Here is a 16,058-nt window from a genome sequence, read left to right as displayed (position 1 = left end):
CTGGAACGCGACAACAGCAGTAAATTCCGGAGAGGCGGCTCAGTAGAGCCAGGTGCGCCAGGTGGGCATGAGCGTGTAGAGCAGCTCGTCCGGGTTCTCCGTGTTGGGGGAGTGCCGGGCGCCGGTGATCACGGCGAAGTCGGCGTCGAGGCGGTCGGCCATGTCGCGCTGGGCGGAGACCGGCCAGGCGTCGTCGCCCTCGCCGCACATGACCAGGCCCTCGGCGCGGCCGGACTGCATGGTCCGGGCCAGGGCGCCGACCAGGTCGGGCTCGGTGCGCAGGCCGTGGGCCATGCCGAGCAGCGCCGCGGGGACCGAGCGCATGAACCGCTCGCGCAGGAAGTCCTTGAGCGGCTGGGGGTGCGCGGCCCAGACCGGGTTGTTGGCGTCGAGCGTGTCGCGCAGCCGCTGGGCCGCCGCCATGCCGTGCTGGCGGATGGCGGGCTCGCCGATGTCCAGCGCCTGCCGGCGCCAGCCCTGGGGCAGCTCGGCCGGGCCGCTGTCCAGCAGGGTCAGCCCGATGATCGGGGCACCGGCCAGCACCGCGCCGCGGGCGACCAGGCCGCCGTAGGAGTGGCCGAGCAGGATCACCGGGTGGCCGTCGGCGGCCAGCTTGCCGGCGAGCTCCGCGACCACCAGGCCGAGCGCGCTCGGCAGGTAGGCGGACTCCTCGTCCGGACCGGTGGACTCGTACTGGCCCGGCAGGTCGATGGCCAGGGCGTCGAAGCCCTCGCCGGCGATCGGATCCAGCAGCGGCGCGAAGTCCTCCTTCGAGCCGGTGTAGCCCGGGACCAGCACCACGATCGGCACCGGATCGGTACTCCTCGATCTGGCCCGGACACGCAGCGCGGCGATCGGCCCATACCTGCCATGCAGGTCGACCCGCTTCGCCCGGTGCGGGCTGAGCTGGGACCATTGCGGAGGTGCTACGAGGCTCACGCTTCCGAGTGTGCCCCACAGGTACTAGAAGCGCTGTCGAAGCTCAACGAAGGGCGACTAGATCCGGCCCCCGCTGCTCGAGCACCATCGGCCCGATGGACGACATCATGACCGGTCCGGCGTAGCCACCGCGGTCCACCGGGAATGTACCTACCGGCTGTCCCGTGGCCACGTCAACCACCCGGATTCCGTCAGGTACCGGAAGCAGCCCCCGGCCGGCGAACACCACGCCCGGGCCGAGCGTGCCCTGCTGCGTCCAGAGCGGGTACAGGTCCACGCCGTGCAGCGCGATGGTGCGGGATCCGGTCCACCAGTAGTCGATTCCGGGGCCCTTGGTGACCGGCACCACCAGCCCGTCCGGGTCCCCGTTGAAGTCCGTGTCCGGCACGTCCAGCGGGTACTCGTTCAGCTGCTTGCCGGTCTCGTCGAACACCAGCAGCCGGCTCGGGTCCGGCAGCGCGACCGCCGTGCGGTTGTCGGACAGCGCCACGACCCGGGCGCGCGCGCCGACCACCACGCTGAACACCACCGGCGGCTCGTCGGCCTTGTTGTCGTTGCCGACCGAGCGGTACACGGTCAGCCGGTCGCCGAGGTCGGTGGGGCAGCGCTCGATCACGCCGATCTTGACCGGGGCCACGGCCACCGAGCCGTACCCGCAGCCGGTGCGCGGCTGCTTGCCGGGGTTGACCAGGGACGGCAGCTCGCCGTACTCCATGGTCTGGACCAAGTCGTCGCGCCAGGTGGTGAGCAGCCGGTGGCCGGTGGTGGTCACGTAGGTGCCGTCGGCGAGCAGCCGGGTGCCGAGCTCCGCGTCGGAGTTGCGCTCGCCGCCGTTGGGCTTCTGCACCGGCTCCTCGGGTGGGCGCTGCCGGCCCCGCAGGCCCGTGGCCGGGTCGAGCGCGGTGACCTCGCTGCACCCGCCGCTCGACCGGGAATCCTTGGCGGGCAACCAGTTTCCCTCGGTCCGGAACACCGCCACGGCCAGCGACCAGGCCGGGGCGATCGTGCACAGCGGCAGGTTCCGGGTGTAGCGCCAGAGCACGTCGCCGGTGATCGGGTTGCGGCCGGCGACCTCGCCGCCCTCGCCGGTCACCACCACCGGGCCCACCGCGACCGGCTGCTGCGTGCCGGAGCTGCGGGTCCGCCAGGCCTCGGCCAGCGACGGCGGGAACACCGTCGGGTTCTCCGGCGCGGCCACCGGGTTCGGGTTGGTCTGCGACGAGGTGGATCGCACCGAGCCGGTCTGCCACACGACGAACCCCGCCACCACCGCGACGACCGTGATCAGCACCGCGATCGCGACATCGACCCCGGTGCGGAACATGGTGCGCTCACCCGGATCCAGTGGCTCCGGCTCGACGGACGCGGGCGGCACCTCGCCGTCGAGCACGTCCTCCGCCCCGATCATGCGACCGTTCACCCGCCCAGTCTGCCGAACCCCGTGTTCGCTCCGGATGACGAGGTGCGCTGAAGGCGTCCTTTCTCCCGCCCGGTGAGCGGAAGGACGCCTTCATCGCACTCGCCGGTTACTCCTGGCTCTCGCCGGGCGGGTCGGTCATCTCGACACCGCCGCGCCGGCGGCGCCGGCGGCGCGCGGGGGTGTCGGCCGGGGTGTCCGGGCGCTCGGCGGTGGCTTCGGCCGGCTTGTCGGTCTCCACGCCGGCGCGGCGCCGGCGCCGGCGGCGGGTGGGGCCGGTGCCGTCCTCGGCCTTGTCGGTCTCCGGGCGGGCGCGATCGGCGGGGGCGTCCGCGGACTGGGCCCGGCCCCGGCGGCCACCGCGGCGGCCCCGATCGCGGCGCTTGCGGTCGAAGTTCTCCTCCGGCTCGGCGGCGAGGCCCGCGCGGGTGCGCTTGGACAGAGGCAACCTGCCGCCACTGCCGGTGGGGATGCCCAGGTCGGTGAACAGGTGCTCGGAGGTCGAGTAGGTCTCGACCGGCACCGGCACGTCCAGGCTGAGCGCGTCGCTGACCAGCTTCCAGCGCGCTTCCTCGTCCCAGTCGACCAGCGTGATCGCGACGCCCTCCTTGCCGGCCCGGCCGGTGCGGCCGATCCGGTGGATGTACGCGTCCTCGTCCTCCGGGCACTGATAGTTGATCACGTGCGTGACGTCGTCGACGTCCAGGCCGCGGGCCGCGACGTCGGTGGAGACCAGCACGTCCACCTTGCCGGAGCGGAACGCGCGCAGGGCCTGCTCGCGGGCGCCCTGGCCCAGGTCACCGTGCACGGCGGCGACCGCGAAGCCGCGCTCGGCCAGGTCCTCGGCGACCTTCTGTGCGGTCCGCTTGGTGCGGGCGAAGATCATGGTGAGGCCGCGGCCCTCGGCCTGCAGCGCGCGGGCCACGATCTCGATCTTGTCGAGCGAGTGCGCCCGGTAGATGAACTGGGTGGTGCGCTCGTGGACGGCGCCCGCGTCGTTCTCCTCGGCCCGGATGTGCGTCGGCTTGTGCAGGAACGTCCGGGCCAGCGTGATGATCGGGCCGGGCATGGTGGCGGAGAACAGCATGGTCTGCCGCTCTTCCGGCACCATGCGCAGGATCCGCTCGATGTCCGGCAGGAAGCCGAGGTCGAGCATCTTGTCGGCCTCGTCGAGCACCAGGCCGGACACCTTGCCCAGCACCAGGTTGCGCTGCTCGGCCAGGTCCAGCAGCCGGCCGGGGGTGCCGACCACGATGTCCACGCCGGCCCGCAGTGCCGCGATCTGCTTGTCGTACGGAACGCCGCCGTAGATCGCCAGCACCCGAGCGCCGAGGTGCTTGCTGGCGTCCTTGAGGTCGTGGGTGACCTGCAGGCAGAGCTCGCGGGTGGGCACCACGACCAGCGCCTGCGGGGTGCCGTCGCCGGGGGTGGTCATCCGCTGCAGGATCGGCACACCGAAACCGAGCGTCTTGCCGGTGCCGGTGCGGGCCTGGCCGATGATGTCCTCGCCGGCCAGGGCCAGCGGCAGGGTGAGCTCCTGGATGGCGAACGCGCGCTCGATGCCCGCGGCCCGCAGCGCGCGGACGATCTCCGGCCGGGCGCCGAGCTCTTCGAACGTGGGGGAGTCCGGCCGGACCGGAGCGCCGGCCTGCAACGGGTGGGAGGTGTCGAACTCGGGAACGCCGGCTTCGCTGTGCTCCAGCGTGACCGGGTCGATGTCGGGTTCGGTGTGGTGGATTTCCTTGACTGTCAGGTGGATCGCCTCTCTCGTGTCCAGCGCGCACTGCCCGGAACGGGCCGCTCGACCGCGCCGTACCGCCTCGTTCAGGGGTGGCGCGGGAGGGCCGGGAAGCGTGCACGCACCCTCTCCGACGCGAACCGTGACATCGATAGCCACGGAGCGTCGTGCCGAGTCTACCTGCGACGGCTGCCGGATACGCTGCCGGCATGGAGCTTGCGGAATGCTGGGCGAGGGAGTTGGCCCACCGCGACGACGGTAGGCCGAGGAACGAGGCCTGCCCGAGGAGCGGTCCGGTGACCCAATGAGCGAGGCGACCCACGACCTCGGCCAACATTCCCGAGCTGGAGAAGACCGCATGAGCGACGACACGCAGGCGGGTCAGAGCGTCGAGGCTCGGGCGATCTCGCCGGGGGTCGTCGACCTGCTCGGGGTGCTGGCGTACGGGGAGCTGTCGGCGTTCGACCGGATGTCGGAGGACGCCCGGAGCGCCCCGACGGTGGCCGGACGGGCGGCGCTGTCCGCGATGGCGGCCGCGGAGATGGGGCACTACGCCAAGATCGAGCGGTTCCTGGCCGGCCATGGGATGGACGTCGAGGAGGCGATGCGCCCGTTCATCGGCCACTTCGACACCTGGCACGCCTCGACGGCGCCGCGCTCGTGGCTGGAGTCGCTGGTCAAGGCGTACGTCGGGGACGGGCTGGCGGCCGACCTGTACCGGGCGATGGCGGGGTGGCTGGACGAGGAGACGAAGGGCCTGGTGCTGGAGGTGCTTGCCGACACCGGGCACTCGGCGTTCGCCGAGCGGGAGGTGCAGGCGGCCATCGAGCGGGACCGGGCGGTGCGCGACCGGTTGACGCTGTGGGGACGGCGGCTCCTGGGGGAGGCGCTGACCCAGGCGCAGTACGTGGTGGCCGAGCGGGACGGGCTGGCCGAGCTGATCGTGACCGGTACCGGGGACCTGGCGGGAATCGCCGCGCTGTTCCGCCGGTTGCAACAGGCGCACGGCAAGCGGATGACCGCGCTCGGCCTGGGCTAGGGTTCGGTCTCGTCGAATGGGTTGAGCTGCGGAGGTCGGCGTGGAGGTCAAGATCGGGATCGCGGACACCCCGCGGGAGATCGTGCTCACCAGCGATCTTGCCCCCGATGAGGTCGAGGCGCTGGTGAACGACGCGCTGAAGAACCCGCAGGGCACGCTGGTCATGGTGGACACGAAGGGCGCGCGGTTCGTGGTGCCCTCGGCCCGGGTGGCCTACGTGGAGATCGGCAAGGCGGACAGCCGGCGGGTCGGCTTCGCCACCACCTGAGGCGTCGGGAATCCCCTGGTGGGAGGCGCCACGCGGCGGGGACATACCCGTTGCGTGGCCGTGGAGCGACACGGATCGTGGCAGTTACTCATGAGTACGGCCGTACGGGTAACCGTCACGGACCGCGAAGGGTGAGTCACGGCCCGCGATGACGCATTGACGGCAACGCCGACTCCGCCCCGTTCCAGCGGGCCTGAGGCCGCTGCGCTTGTCCTGATCATCATCATCGGGCTCGCTGGAACGTAACGACAGCAGTTAATTCCGGAGAGGCGGACTAGCGCCGCCGGGACAGCTTGACCACCTTGTTCACCTCGATCGGCTTGTGCGGGTCGATGGCGATGCCGTGCTGGCGCACGATCCCGTCGATGGCCGCCCAGATGATCTGGGTGAGGTACTCGACCACCGCGTCGCGGCTCATGGTGCGCCGCTCCAGCCACCACTCGCTGACGTTCTGCACCAGGCCGACGATGCCGTGCCCCCACGGCTCGGCCGCGCCGGAGTCGAGGTCCATGGCGCGCAGGTAGTCGCCGAGCAGGCGGGAGAGCGCGGCGCCGATCAGCTCCTTGTCCTCCGCTACGACATCGCGGCCGAACTGACGGCGGATGAGCAGCCGGTACAGGTTGGGGTGCTCCTCGATCACCGAGAAGTAGGCGTCCAGGCTCTTGCGAATCCGCGGGACCGGGGCCTCCTCGTTGTTCAGCGCCGGGACGAGCCGGTCGAACAGCAGCTCGGTGCCGTGCCGGCCGAGCGCCAGGTACAGGTCGGCCTTGTCGGTGAAATGCCGGTACAGCACGGGTTTCGTCACGCCGGCCTCGGCCGCGACGTCGTCCATGCCGAAGTCCGGGCCGTGCCGGGCCAGCGCCCGCAGCGCCGCCTGGACGAACTCCTCCCGGCGGGCCTCGCGGTGTGAGCGCCACCGGTCTCGTCGGGCGTCCGGGCGGGTCTCAGTCATGCTGTGTTCTCCAGCTCGGGAGAGTTGGCCCTGGTCGTGGGTCGCCTCGGCTGGTGGGCCACCAGACCACTCCTCGGGCAGACCTCGTCCCTCGGCCTACCCTCGTCGCGGTGGGCCAACTCCCTCGCCCGGCATTCCGCAAGCTTCATACCGGATGCTGCAGCGGGAAGCCGCCGCCGATTCCCTTCCAGGCCAGCGTGGAGATCAGCGCGACGGCCTCGTCCTTGGGCACCGGCCGCTGGTCGGCGAGCCACGCCCGGGCGGCGACCTGGCTGACCCCGACCAGGCCGACGGCGAGCAGCCGCGCACGGTCCTCGTCCAGCCCGGCGTCCGCGGTGATCGTCGCGGTGATCGCGCGCACGCTGGCCTCGGTGGCGCGCTCGACGGCGTCGTGCACGACCGGCTCGCCGCGCAGGTCGGACTCGAACACCAGCCGGAACGCCTGGCTCTCCTCGTCGACGAAGTCGAAGTACGCGGCGACCGCGTTCCGCACCCGGACCTTGTTGTCCGTGGTGGATTCCATGGCGTCGGTGACCCGCCGGGTCAGCTCGTCCACGTGCGCTTCCAGCAGCGCCATGTACAGCTCGAGCTTGCCCGGGAAGTGTTGGTACAGCACGGGTTTGCTCACTCCGGCGCGCTCGGCGATCTCGTCCATGGCCGCGGCGTGGTAGCCGTTGGCGGCGAAGATGTCCTGGGCGGCGGCGAGCAGCTGTGCCCGCCGGGCGGTGCGAGGCAGCCGGGCACCCCTGCCGGCCTGGCCATTGTGTTCGATCGTCTCCGCCATTGAAGGCCCCTCCGCCCAGTTCGAGCGACCGCCGGACCGGGATCACCAACCCGGACGGGTGATTGTGCCGATGCTTTACTCGTCGGTAACAGTAATCGGTGGAGGCTGGAATGGTGAGTACCGGTGTGGGTTTGTCGTCTCTGACCCGGGTTCCGCTGTCCGATGCCGCGTTGCCCGAGCTGGATCCGGTGGCGCCGGCGTGGCCGGGTGAGCAGGTCACGGCCGGTGGGGTGACGCTGCACGTGCGGCGCACGCCCGGTCCGTCTCCGACCGCGGTGTACGTGCACGGGCTGGGCGGGTCGGCCACGAACTGGACGGACCTGGCCGGGCAGCTGTCCGGGCATGCCGGCGGGATCGCCGTGGACCTGCCCGGGTTCGGCCGGTCCGAGCCGATCGCCGGGTTCACCTACTCGCTGGAGGCACAGCTCGACGTGCTCGAGCGGTTCCTGCGCGGGCTGGACCTGGGGCCGGTGCATCTGTTCGGCAACTCCATGGGCGGCGCGATCTCGATGCTGTACGCGGCCCGGTATCCGGAGCGGGTGCGCACGCTGACGTTGATCTCGCCGGCGGTGCCGGACCTGCGGCCGCGGCTCAACCGGCTGTCCGACCCGCGGCTGCCGCTGCTGATGCTGCCGGTGCTGGGGCCGCGGGTGCGCCGGGCGCTGGCCGCGATGCCGCCGCGGGAGCGGGCGATGCAGCTCGTCCGGCTGTGCTTTGCCGACCCGTCAAGGATTCCCGATGCGCGGCTGGCCGAGGCGGAGTCGGAGGCGGCCGAGCGGGCGGCGATGCGGTGGGCGGCGACGGCGCTGAGCCTGAGCGCGGTGGGGCTGTTCCGGGCCTGGCTGGTGCCGAAGACCAAGTCGATGTGGGCGGTCGCGCCCAAGTTGACCATGCCCACGCTGGTCGTCTGGGGGACCGAGGACAAGCTGGTCACCGTGCGTAAGGCGCCACGGCTGGCCTCGTTGCTGCCGCATGCCCGGCTGCTGGTGCTGCCGCGCACCGGGCACGTCGCGCAGATGGAGCGCCCGGTGACCGTCGCCCGGGCCGTCCTCGGCATGTGGGAAGCCGGTGACACGTGGTGACTCGCGGGTAGCTCACATTCCGCTGTGCCTTCTGGGGGCCAGCCCCCAGACCCCCGAGGGGGCTCAGCCCCCGCACCCCCCTTTTGGGGGTGTGAGACCCTGGGGTGCGTGGGCAGGATGACGCAGGGCGAGCGGCCGCTCCCCAGGCAGACCCGCTCCGCATCGACGCAACGGGTCACCAGGCAGGGCCCCGAGCGGCCCGGTCAGCCGTTGCAGGCGTCCTGGCAGCCCCGGACCGGCCGGCGGGCGCGGCGCCGGGGACTCCGGCGGGTGCTCCGGACCTACGGCTGGCGGATCTACGCGTTGCCGGTGCTGCTGGTGCTGACCGCGCTGGTGCTGTTCGACACGGTCGGCAAGGACGGCCCGGCGCGGGCGGCCGGTTCGGGGGAGCCGGACGGTGTGCTGGCGCCCGGCGGGTCCAGTGCCCCGGCCGGTCCGCCGGAGGCCACCGAGCAGCCGGTGACGCCGGTCGACGTGCGCATCCCCACCGCGGAGCTGCCCAACGGCGGGCCGTTCACCCAGACCGCGGCCGGCACCTGGCACGTCGTGCCGGGCACCGGGCCTCGGGTCGGCAACGGCGGGAAGCTGTTCACCTACACCATCGAGGTGGAGAACGGCCTCGACCCGGCGACCTACGGCGGCGACGAGGCGTTCGCCAAGCTGGTCGACCAGACCCTGGCCGACCCGCGCGGCTGGGCCGGCGACGGGAAGGTGTCCGTGCAGCGCGTCGACTCCGGCACGCCCAGCATGCGGGTCAGCCTCGCCGCGCCGGACACCGTGCACCGGCCGGACAAGTGCGGCTACGCCATCCGCTATGAGACGTCGTGCTACCGCCGGGCCGAGCAGCGCGTATTGATCAACGTCGCCCGCTGGGTGCGCGGCGCCATCGCGTTCAACGGCGACATGATCACCTACCGTCAGTACGCCATCAACCACGAGGTCGGCCACGCCTTCAACAACACCCACGTCGGCTGCGCCACCGAAGGCGCCCTGGCGCCGGTCATGATGCAGCAGACTTTCGGTGTCTCCAACAACTTCGTCGCCGAGCTCAACAAGGCCGTCGCCAACAAGGACCCGGTCGTCGCCGATGGCAAAACCTGCAAACCCAACGCCTGGCCCAACCCCCAAGCCAAACCCGCCGGGTAGCGGAGCGGTCCCCAGCGTCGAACTCGGTTGCCCGAACGTACAACTCGCTTGCTGGAGCGTCGAACTCAGTTGCTGGAGCGTACGACTCGCGGTCGTGAACGTGGAACTCGCGGGTCGTCTCGGGATGTGGGAGTAGGGGAAGGGTGGCGGGGGTTGGGGCGTTGAGGCGAGGAGACTGGGGGGTGTCCGGAGCGCCTGTCTAGGAGGAGTCGATGGCTGGCAGTTTGCCGCCGCTTGTTGAGCCGGCTGCGGAGTTGAGCCGGGAGGAGGTGGCGCGGTACAGCCGTCATTTGATCATCCCGGATGTCGGGGTGGACGGGCAGAAGCGGCTGAAGAACGCGAAGGTGCTGGTGGTCGGCGCGGGTGGGTTGGGGAGCCCGGCGCTGCTGTACCTGGCTGCGGCGGGGGTCGGGACGCTCGGCATCGTCGAGTTCGATGTCGTGGACGAGTCGAACCTGCAGCGGCAGATCATCCATGGGCAGTCGGACATCGGGCGGCCGAAGGCGGAGTCGGCGCGGGACTCGATCGCGGAGATCAACCCGTTCGTCACGGTGAACGTGCATCAGACGCACCTGTCGACCGAGAACGCGTTGGAGATCTTCGCCGGGTATGACCTGATCGTGGACGGGACGGACAACTTCGCCACCCGGTACCTGGTGAACGACGCGGCGGTGCTGCTGGGCAAGCCGTACGTGTGGGGGTCGATCTTCCGGTTCGAGGGCCAGGTCAGCGTGTTCTGGGAGGACGCGCCGAACGGGCAGGGGCTGAACTACCGCGACCTGTATCCGGAGCCGCCACCGCCCGGGATGGTGCCGTCGTGTGCCGAGGGCGGCGTGCTGGGCGTGCTGTGCGCGTCCATCGGGTCGATCATGGTGACCGAGGCGATCAAGCTGATCACCGGCATCGGACAGCCGCTGCTGGGCCGGTTGATGGTGTACGACGCCCTGGAGATGTCGTACCGCACCATCCGCATCCGCAAGGACCCGGAGACCAAGCCGATCGAGGGCCTGATCGACTACGAGGCGTTCTGCGGTGTGGTGTCCGAGGACGCGTCGGCGGCCGCAGCGGGGCACACGATCACCGCGCTGGAGCTGAAGGAGAAGTTCAATCGTGGCGACCGGTTCACGCTGGTCGATGTGCGCGAGCCGCACGAGTTCGAGATCGTGCGCATCCCCGGCTCGGTGCTGATCCCCAAGGACCGCATCCTCTCCGGCGAAGCCCTCGCGGAATTGCCGCAGGACAAGCAGATCGTGCTGCACTGCAAGTCCGGCGCCCGCTCGGCGGAGGCGCTGGCCGCCCTTCACAAGGCCGGTTTCGCCGACGCGGTGCACGTGGGTGGCGGAGTCCTCGGCTGGGCCAGGGACGTCGACCCGAGCCTGCCTACGTACTAATTCCACGACGCACCGTGGCGGTCCCTGGTGATCATGGTCACGGGCGGTAGCGTGCCGGATCGTGAGTACGTCCCCACCGTCTCCGCCCGAGCACGTCCGCGCCGCGTTCGGGGTGAAGGATTCGATACCGGAACCTGTTGACCGCGGGCCGATGTGGCGCTGCGACGACGTTGTGCTGCGTCCGGCCGGCAATCCCGCCGAGGCGGCCTGGGTCGCGCAGACCCTGGGCGAGCTGAACGTGGCCGACATGCGGATCGGCCGCCCGGTCCGGTCCAGCGACGGACGGTGGGTGGTCGGCGGCTGGGTCGCGGTGCGGTTCGTCGAGGGGCAGCCCGAGCCGCGCTACGACGAGATCATCGCGGCGTCCCTGCGGCTGCACAAGGCGACCGCCGACCTCGGCCGCCCGCGCTTCCTCACCGCCCGGGCCGACGTGTTCGCGCTGGCCGACCGGGCCGCCTGGGACGAGGAGAAGGCCCCGCTGGACCTGACGCTGGGCGGCCGGCTGTTCGACGTGCTCGCCGGCTCCCGCCGCCCGACCCGCCTGGTCCCGCAGGTGGTGCACGGCGACCTGTTCGGCAACGTGCTGTTCGCCGGCGACGCCGCCCCGGGCATCGTCGGCCTCACCGCCTACCACCGACCACCCGAATGGGCCGCCGCCGTCGTCGCCGTCGACGCCCTGGCCTGGGGTGGCGCCGACGAAGGGCTGCTGCGCCGCTGGTCCCATCTCGCCGAGTGGTCCCAGGCCCTGCTGCACGCCCTGCTGTTCCGCCTCGCCGTGCACGCCCTGCACCCGCACTCGACGCAGGACTCCCTGCGCGGCCTGGAACGCGCCGCGCACCAGATCACCGCCGTGATCTAGATAGCGAAGCAGTTCAGGCTGATCGGGGCGCCGCGCAGGGCGTCGTGGACGCCGTCGTAGGTGGTGCCGTCGAGGGCGAGGCCGATGTGGTCGACGATGCGGAGCGGGCACTGCGACTGGATGAGGACGTTGACCGCACCGTCGTGGAGTGCGGCGTTGGCGACCGGGCGGACCAGCTCGTCTTCGAGGGTGTAGAGGTTGGTGTAGCGGACGGCGCCGGGGGTGTCGTCGCCGGCGTTGAGGGTGGCCAGGAACGGGGATCCGACGGCCATCTGCTGGCAGGCCACGATGCCCAGGCAGTTGCCGAGGCCGAAGAAGGCGGCGATGTTGGCGATGGCGGTGCCCTGGTTCGGGGCGGCGAGATTGACCAGCTTGTCCACCGTGGACGATCCACCGTTGAAGCGGATGTACTGGCGGGCGACGAGGCCGCCCTGGGAGTGGGCGACGAGGTCGACGCGGGCGGCGCCGGTCCGGGCGCGGACGCCGTCGACGAACGCGGCGAAGTCGCGGGCGGTGCCCGCGATGTCGCCGGTGCCGAGGTTGGTGAGCTCGAAGATGGACACCTGGTAGCCGTCGTGGCGCAGGCGCGCGGCCAAGGGCTCGTAGAAGAACGCGGGGCCGAACGTGCCGTTGACGATGATCACCGGATTGGGTGCGGCCGCGGCAGCCGGAAGGGCGGGAGCCGCGAAGAGTGTGCAGATGAGCGCGGAGAGTAGTAGTGCGATGCGTCGTTGCATGGGTCCGGCCTCCGGGGTGCAGGGTTCGACGGCCTGTGACCCAGCTCATGTTACTGGCCGGTAAATAACTACTCAATAGTAACAACGGGAGAAACGACGGTGTTCTCACCGCCGGGCCGCCCGCCGTGCGCAGCCAAGTTCGCCTGCCTGAAACACATGGGCACACCCGGGTAACAAGCCCTTTCTACGGTTCGGCCTCGTGACGACCGAGACGCATTGCCCGTACTGCGCGCTGCAGTGCGGAATGCGTCTGGACGGGGCCGCGGTCACGCCGCGGCAGTTCCCCACCAACGGCGGGGGGCTGTGCCAGAAGGGGTGGACCGCGGGCGCGCTGCTGACCTCGCCCGGCCGGCTCACCACCCCGCTGGTCCGCACCGGTGGCGAGCTGCGGCCGGCGAGCTGGGACGCGGCACTTGACCTGGTCGCGTCCCGGATCGCCGGCCTGACCGCCGAGCATGGCCCCGATGCCGTCGCGGTCTTCGGCGGTGGCGGGCTCACCAACGAGAAGGCCTACCTGCTCGGCAAGTTCGCCCGGGTCGCCATCGGCACCGCGCAGATCGACTACAACGGCCGGTTCTGCATGTCCTCGGCCGCCGCCGCGGGACTGCGGGCGTTCGGCGTCGACCGCGGAATGCCGTTCCCGGTAACGGATCTGGCCGACGCGGACGCGGTGCTGCTGGTGGGGGCGAACCCGGCGGAGACCATGCCGCCGTTCATGCAGCACCTGGCGGCGGCCCGGGCGGCCGGCGGGCTGATCGTGGTCGACCCGCGCCGCACCCCGACCGCCGAGCAGGCCGCTCTCCATCTGCAGCCCGCGCCGGGCACGGATCTGGCTCTGGCGCTGGGAATCCTGCACGCGGTGGTGGCCGAGGGGCACCTGCGCAAGGACTACCTCGCCGAGCGCACCACCGGGTTCGACGAGGCCTGGCGGATCGCCGCTGCGTGGTGGCCGGAGCGCGTCGAGCGGGTCACCGGCGTCGCTGCGGCCGACCAGCGCCTGGTGGCCGAGCGGCTGGCCAACGCCGAGCGCGCCTACGTGCTGACCGCGCGCGGCACCGAGCAGCATGCCCGCGGCACCGACACGGTGGGCGCGTGGATCAACGTCGCACTTTCTCTCGGCCTGCCCGGCCGGACCGGCTCAGGGTACGGATGTATTACCGGGCAAGGAAACGGGCAGGGCGGCCGGGAGCACGGGCAGAAAGCCGACCAGCTGCCCGGGTACCGCAGGATCGACGACCCGGCCGCGCGCAGGCACGTCGCCGCGGTGTGGGGCGTCGACCCGGCCGCACTGCCCGGACCGGGCCGCTCGGCCTACGAGCTGCTCGACGCGCTGGGCACCGAAACCGGTCCGCGTGGCCTGCTTGTCTTCGGCAGCAACGTGGTCGTCTCCGCGCCGGACTCCGGCCGGGTCGCCGACCGGCTGTCCACTCTGGACCTCCTGGTCGTCGCCGATCTGGTGCTGTCCGAGACCGCGGCCCGCGCGGACGTCGTCCTGCCGGTCACCCAGTGGGCCGAGGAGGACGGCACGATGACCAATCTCGAGGGCCGGATCCTGTTGCGGCGCAAGGCGTTACCCGCGCCGGACGGGGTGCGCACGGACCTCGAGGTGCTGCACGGTCTGGCGGTGCGGCTCGGCCAGCCCGCCGAACGGTTCCCCACCGAGGCGGAGGCGGTCTTCGAGGAGCTGCGCCGGGCCTCGGCCGGCGGTCCCGCCGACTACTCCGGGGTCAGCTACGCGCGGCTGCGGGCCGGCGAGGCACTGCACTGGCCGGTCCCCGGCGATGACCACCCGGGCACGCCGCGGTTGTTCCTCGACCGGTTCGCACATCCGGACGGCAAGGCCCGGTTCGTCGCCGTCGACCACAGTGGACCGGCCGAGCCGCCGGACACCGAGTTTCCGTTGCAGGCCACCACGGGCCGGGTGCTCCAGCACTACCAGTCCGGTGCGCAGACCCGGCTGGTGGCGGAGCTGGCCGCGGTCGTGCCGGAGGCGTTCGTGGAGGTCCACCCGGACACCGCGGAGCGCGCCGGGCTCACCGACGGCGACCTGGCGGCCGTCACCTCCCGCCGCGGCGCGGTGCGGGCCCGGGTGCGCTGCGTCCCCACGCTCCGGCCGGACCTGGTGTTCCTGCCCTTTCACTTCCCGGACGCCCAGCGCGCCAACCTGATCACGATCCCCGCGCTGGACCCGACCAGCCGCATGCCGGAGTTCAAGGTGTGCGCGGTGCGACTGGCCAAAGCGGAGGTGCCGCGATGAGCACGCGACGGGTTGTCATTGCCGGGTACGGGATGGCCGGCGCGCGGCTGGCCGAGGAGTTGCGGCGCCGGGATCCGCACGGGGACAGGGTCTCCGTCACGGTGTTCGGTGAGGAGCGGCGGCCGGCGTACAACCGGGTGCTGCTCTCCGCGGTCGTCGGCGGTTCGATGACGCCGGAAAGCGTGCAGCTGCAGGACGAGTCGTGGGCCGAACGCCACCTCGTCGACCTCCGGCTGGGTGTTCCGGTCGTGGCGGTGGACCGTGTGGCGCGGCGGGTGACCGGCGCCGGTGGGTCCACTGTGGACTATGACGTGCTGGTGCTGGCCACCGGCAGCCGGTCCTGGGTGCCGCCGACCGACGGGCTGCTCGGCGAGGACCGGGAGCTCGCGCCGGGTGTGGTCGCATTCCGGACGCTGGACGACTGCGAGCGGATCCTGTCCTGGGCCCGGCCCGGGATGCCGGTCGCGGTGCTCGGCGGCGGGCTGCTCGGCCTGGAGGCCGCCCGCGGGCTGGCCGGCCGCGGCTGCCTGGTCACCGTGGTGCACCCGGTGGGGCATCTGATGGAGCGCCAGCTCGACCCGGCCGGCGGGGCGGTGCTGGCGAAAACGTTGGGGGCGCTGGGGATCGAGGTCCGGCTGAACGTGCTGGCCGCCCGCTATCAGCCCGGCGACGGGCTGAAGCTGGACGACGGCAGCGTGGTGCCGGCGGACCTGGTCGTGGTCTCGGCCGGGGTGAAGCCGGAGACGGCGCTGGCGGAAACGGCCGGGTTGACCGTCGATCGCGGCCTCCTGGTCGACGACTGCCTGCGCACCAACGATCCCCGGGTGCACGCGATCGGCGACTGCGCGCGGCACCCGGGCACGGTCTCCGGGCTGGTGCAGCCGGCGTGGGAGCAGGCCGCGGTGCTCGCCGACCTGATCACCGGGACGAACCCGGCGGCGCGGTACCGCGGCACCCCGGTGGTCACCCGGCTCAAGGCCCGCGACGTGGACCTGGCCGCGCTCGGTGAGGTGCACACCGAAGTGGACAGTCCGGGTGCGGAAGTGGTGTGCCTGCAGGATCCCGCGCGCGGCCGGTACGTCAAGCTGGTGGTCCGCGACGACCGGGTGGCCGGGGCGATCGTGCTCGGCGCGCCGGACGCGGCGGCCACCATCACCCAGCTCTACGACCGGGGCGTGCCCGCGCCGTCGGACCGGATGGCGCTGGTGCTCGGCCGGTCGCTGCCGGCGGGCGCGGCGGCCGCGCACAGCCCGGCGGACCTGCCGGCGGCCTCGGTGGTCTGCCGGTGCAACACGGTCACCAAGGGGCAGCTGGTCAAGGCGTGGCGGGGCGGGGCGCGCGGGGTCGCCGAGCTGGCCACGTCGACCCGGGCCACGACCGGATGTGGCAGCTGCCGGGACAGCGTCTGTGGAATCGCCGAGTGGCTCTCCGCGGCCGAACCCGCGTGAG

General features: G+C 71.9%; 14 protein-coding genes. 8 read left to right on the top strand and 6 right to left on the bottom strand.

Annotated features, from left to right (window positions below; translation table 11 throughout):
- Positions 1-39 precede the first annotated feature (39 nt).
- From VGR06_RS16650 to VGR06_RS16640, 3 genes are all read right to left on the bottom strand, one after another.
- A complete protein-coding gene (locus tag VGR06_RS16650) occupies positions 40-939 on the bottom strand; it encodes an alpha/beta hydrolase (RefSeq protein ID WP_327559986.1) in 900 nt (299 codons plus the stop codon).
- A gap of 43 nt (positions 940-982) precedes the next feature.
- A complete protein-coding gene (locus VGR06_RS16645) occupies positions 983-2,359 on the bottom strand; it encodes a hypothetical protein (protein ID WP_327559985.1) in 1,377 nt (458 codons plus the stop codon).
- Between the two features lie 106 nt (positions 2,360-2,465).
- Positions 2,466-4,115: a DEAD/DEAH box helicase gene (locus tag VGR06_RS16640; protein WP_327560042.1), complete on the bottom strand. Its 1,650-nt coding sequence runs from the start codon at positions 4,113-4,115 to the stop codon at positions 2,466-2,468.
- A gap of 337 nt (positions 4,116-4,452) precedes the next feature.
- Between VGR06_RS16640 and VGR06_RS16635 the strand changes: the two genes are divergently transcribed.
- Positions 4,453-5,133, top strand: coding sequence for a ferritin-like fold-containing protein (locus VGR06_RS16635; protein ID WP_327559984.1), 681 nt, complete (start codon positions 4,453-4,455; stop codon positions 5,131-5,133).
- Positions 5,134-5,173: 40 nt separating this feature from the next.
- Entirely contained in the window at positions 5,174-5,401 is a 228-nt protein-coding gene (locus VGR06_RS16630) for a DUF3107 domain-containing protein (protein ID WP_327559983.1), read from the top strand.
- A 274-nt stretch (positions 5,402-5,675) separates the two neighbouring features.
- On the opposite strand, the gene VGR06_RS16625 is transcribed toward VGR06_RS16630, so the two are convergent.
- Together VGR06_RS16625 and VGR06_RS16620 are read right to left on the bottom strand one after the other, a co-directional pair.
- Positions 5,676-6,353 carry a TetR/AcrR family transcriptional regulator gene (locus VGR06_RS16625; protein WP_327559982.1) on the bottom strand — a complete coding sequence of 226 codons (678 nt, stop codon included), beginning with the start codon at positions 6,351-6,353 and terminating at the stop codon, positions 5,676-5,678.
- Positions 6,354-6,498: 145 nt separating this feature from the next.
- Positions 6,499-7,137, bottom strand: coding sequence for a TetR/AcrR family transcriptional regulator (locus VGR06_RS16620; RefSeq protein ID WP_327559981.1), 639 nt, complete (start codon positions 7,135-7,137; stop codon positions 6,499-6,501).
- A gap of 110 nt (positions 7,138-7,247) precedes the next feature.
- Between VGR06_RS16620 and VGR06_RS16615 the strand changes: the two genes are divergently transcribed.
- The 4 genes from VGR06_RS16615 (at position 7,248) to VGR06_RS16600 (ending at position 11,615) form a co-directional block, all read left to right on the top strand.
- On the top strand, positions 7,248-8,219 hold the full coding sequence (locus VGR06_RS16615; protein WP_414637282.1) for an alpha/beta fold hydrolase: 972 nt from the start codon (positions 7,248-7,250) through the stop codon (positions 8,217-8,219).
- Between the two features lie 117 nt (positions 8,220-8,336).
- On the top strand, positions 8,337-9,365 hold the full coding sequence (locus VGR06_RS16610; RefSeq protein WP_327560041.1) for a DUF3152 domain-containing protein: 1,029 nt from the start codon (positions 8,337-8,339) through the stop codon (positions 9,363-9,365).
- A gap of 212 nt (positions 9,366-9,577) precedes the next feature.
- A complete protein-coding gene (moeZ, locus tag VGR06_RS16605; RefSeq protein WP_327559979.1) occupies positions 9,578-10,756 on the top strand; it encodes an adenylyltransferase/sulfurtransferase MoeZ in 1,179 nt (392 codons plus the stop codon).
- A 61-nt stretch (positions 10,757-10,817) separates the two neighbouring features.
- Positions 10,818-11,615: a TIGR02569 family protein gene (locus tag VGR06_RS16600; RefSeq protein WP_327559978.1), complete on the top strand. Its 798-nt coding sequence runs from the start codon at positions 10,818-10,820 to the stop codon at positions 11,613-11,615.
- On the opposite strand, the gene VGR06_RS16595 is transcribed toward VGR06_RS16600, so the two are convergent.
- Positions 11,612-12,352, bottom strand: coding sequence for an esterase/lipase family protein (locus VGR06_RS16595; protein ID WP_327559977.1), 741 nt, complete (start codon positions 12,350-12,352; stop codon positions 11,612-11,614). The two genes, VGR06_RS16600 and VGR06_RS16595, sit on opposite strands and share 4 nt — an antisense overlap.
- A gap of 244 nt (positions 12,353-12,596) precedes the next feature.
- Here VGR06_RS16595 and VGR06_RS16590 point away from each other — a divergent pair, with 244 nt between their 5' ends.
- Entirely contained in the window at positions 12,597-14,609 is a 2,013-nt protein-coding gene (locus tag VGR06_RS16590) for a molybdopterin oxidoreductase family protein (protein ID WP_327560040.1), read from the top strand.
- Complete coding sequence (locus VGR06_RS16585) at positions 14,606-16,057, top strand: FAD-dependent oxidoreductase (RefSeq protein WP_327559976.1); 1,452 nt, start codon at positions 14,606-14,608, stop codon at positions 16,055-16,057. Before VGR06_RS16590 ends, VGR06_RS16585 begins: the two co-directional genes overlap by 4 nt.
- The last annotated feature ends 1 nt before the right edge of the window (position 16,058 follow it).

Source organism: Actinophytocola sp. (genome assembly GCF_036002505.1).
In the GTDB taxonomy this organism is placed as follows: domain Bacteria; phylum Actinomycetota; class Actinomycetes; order Mycobacteriales; family Pseudonocardiaceae; genus DASYTH01.
Note: the sequence above shows the minus strand (reverse complement) of the source record. Positions and strands in the feature narration are given on the sequence as shown.

Bases quoted from the DNA above. Each gene is read 5' to 3' on its own strand.
- VGR06_RS16635 (WP_327559984.1), top strand. From the start codon at position 4,453: ATGAGCGACGACACGCAGGCGGGTCAGAGCGTCGAGGCTCGGGCGATC.
- VGR06_RS16625 (WP_327559982.1), bottom strand. From the start codon at position 6,353: ATGACTGAGACCCGCCCGGACGCCCGACGAGACCGGTGGCGCTCACAC.
- VGR06_RS16620 (WP_327559981.1), bottom strand. From the start codon at position 7,137: ATGGCGGAGACGATCGAACACAATGGCCAGGCCGGCAGGGGTGCCCGG.
- VGR06_RS16615 (WP_414637282.1), top strand. From the start codon at position 7,248: ATGGTGAGTACCGGTGTGGGTTTGTCGTCTCTGACCCGGGTTCCGCTG.
- VGR06_RS16610 (WP_327560041.1), top strand. From the start codon at position 8,337: ATGACGCAGGGCGAGCGGCCGCTCCCCAGGCAGACCCGCTCCGCATCG.
- moeZ (WP_327559979.1), top strand. From the start codon at position 9,578: ATGGCTGGCAGTTTGCCGCCGCTTGTTGAGCCGGCTGCGGAGTTGAGC.
- VGR06_RS16595 (WP_327559977.1), bottom strand. From the start codon at position 12,352: ATGCAACGACGCATCGCACTACTACTCTCCGCGCTCATCTGCACACTC.
- VGR06_RS16590 (WP_327560040.1), top strand. From the start codon at position 12,597: ATGCGTCTGGACGGGGCCGCGGTCACGCCGCGGCAGTTCCCCACCAAC.
- VGR06_RS16585 (WP_327559976.1), top strand. From the start codon at position 14,606: ATGAGCACGCGACGGGTTGTCATTGCCGGGTACGGGATGGCCGGCGCG.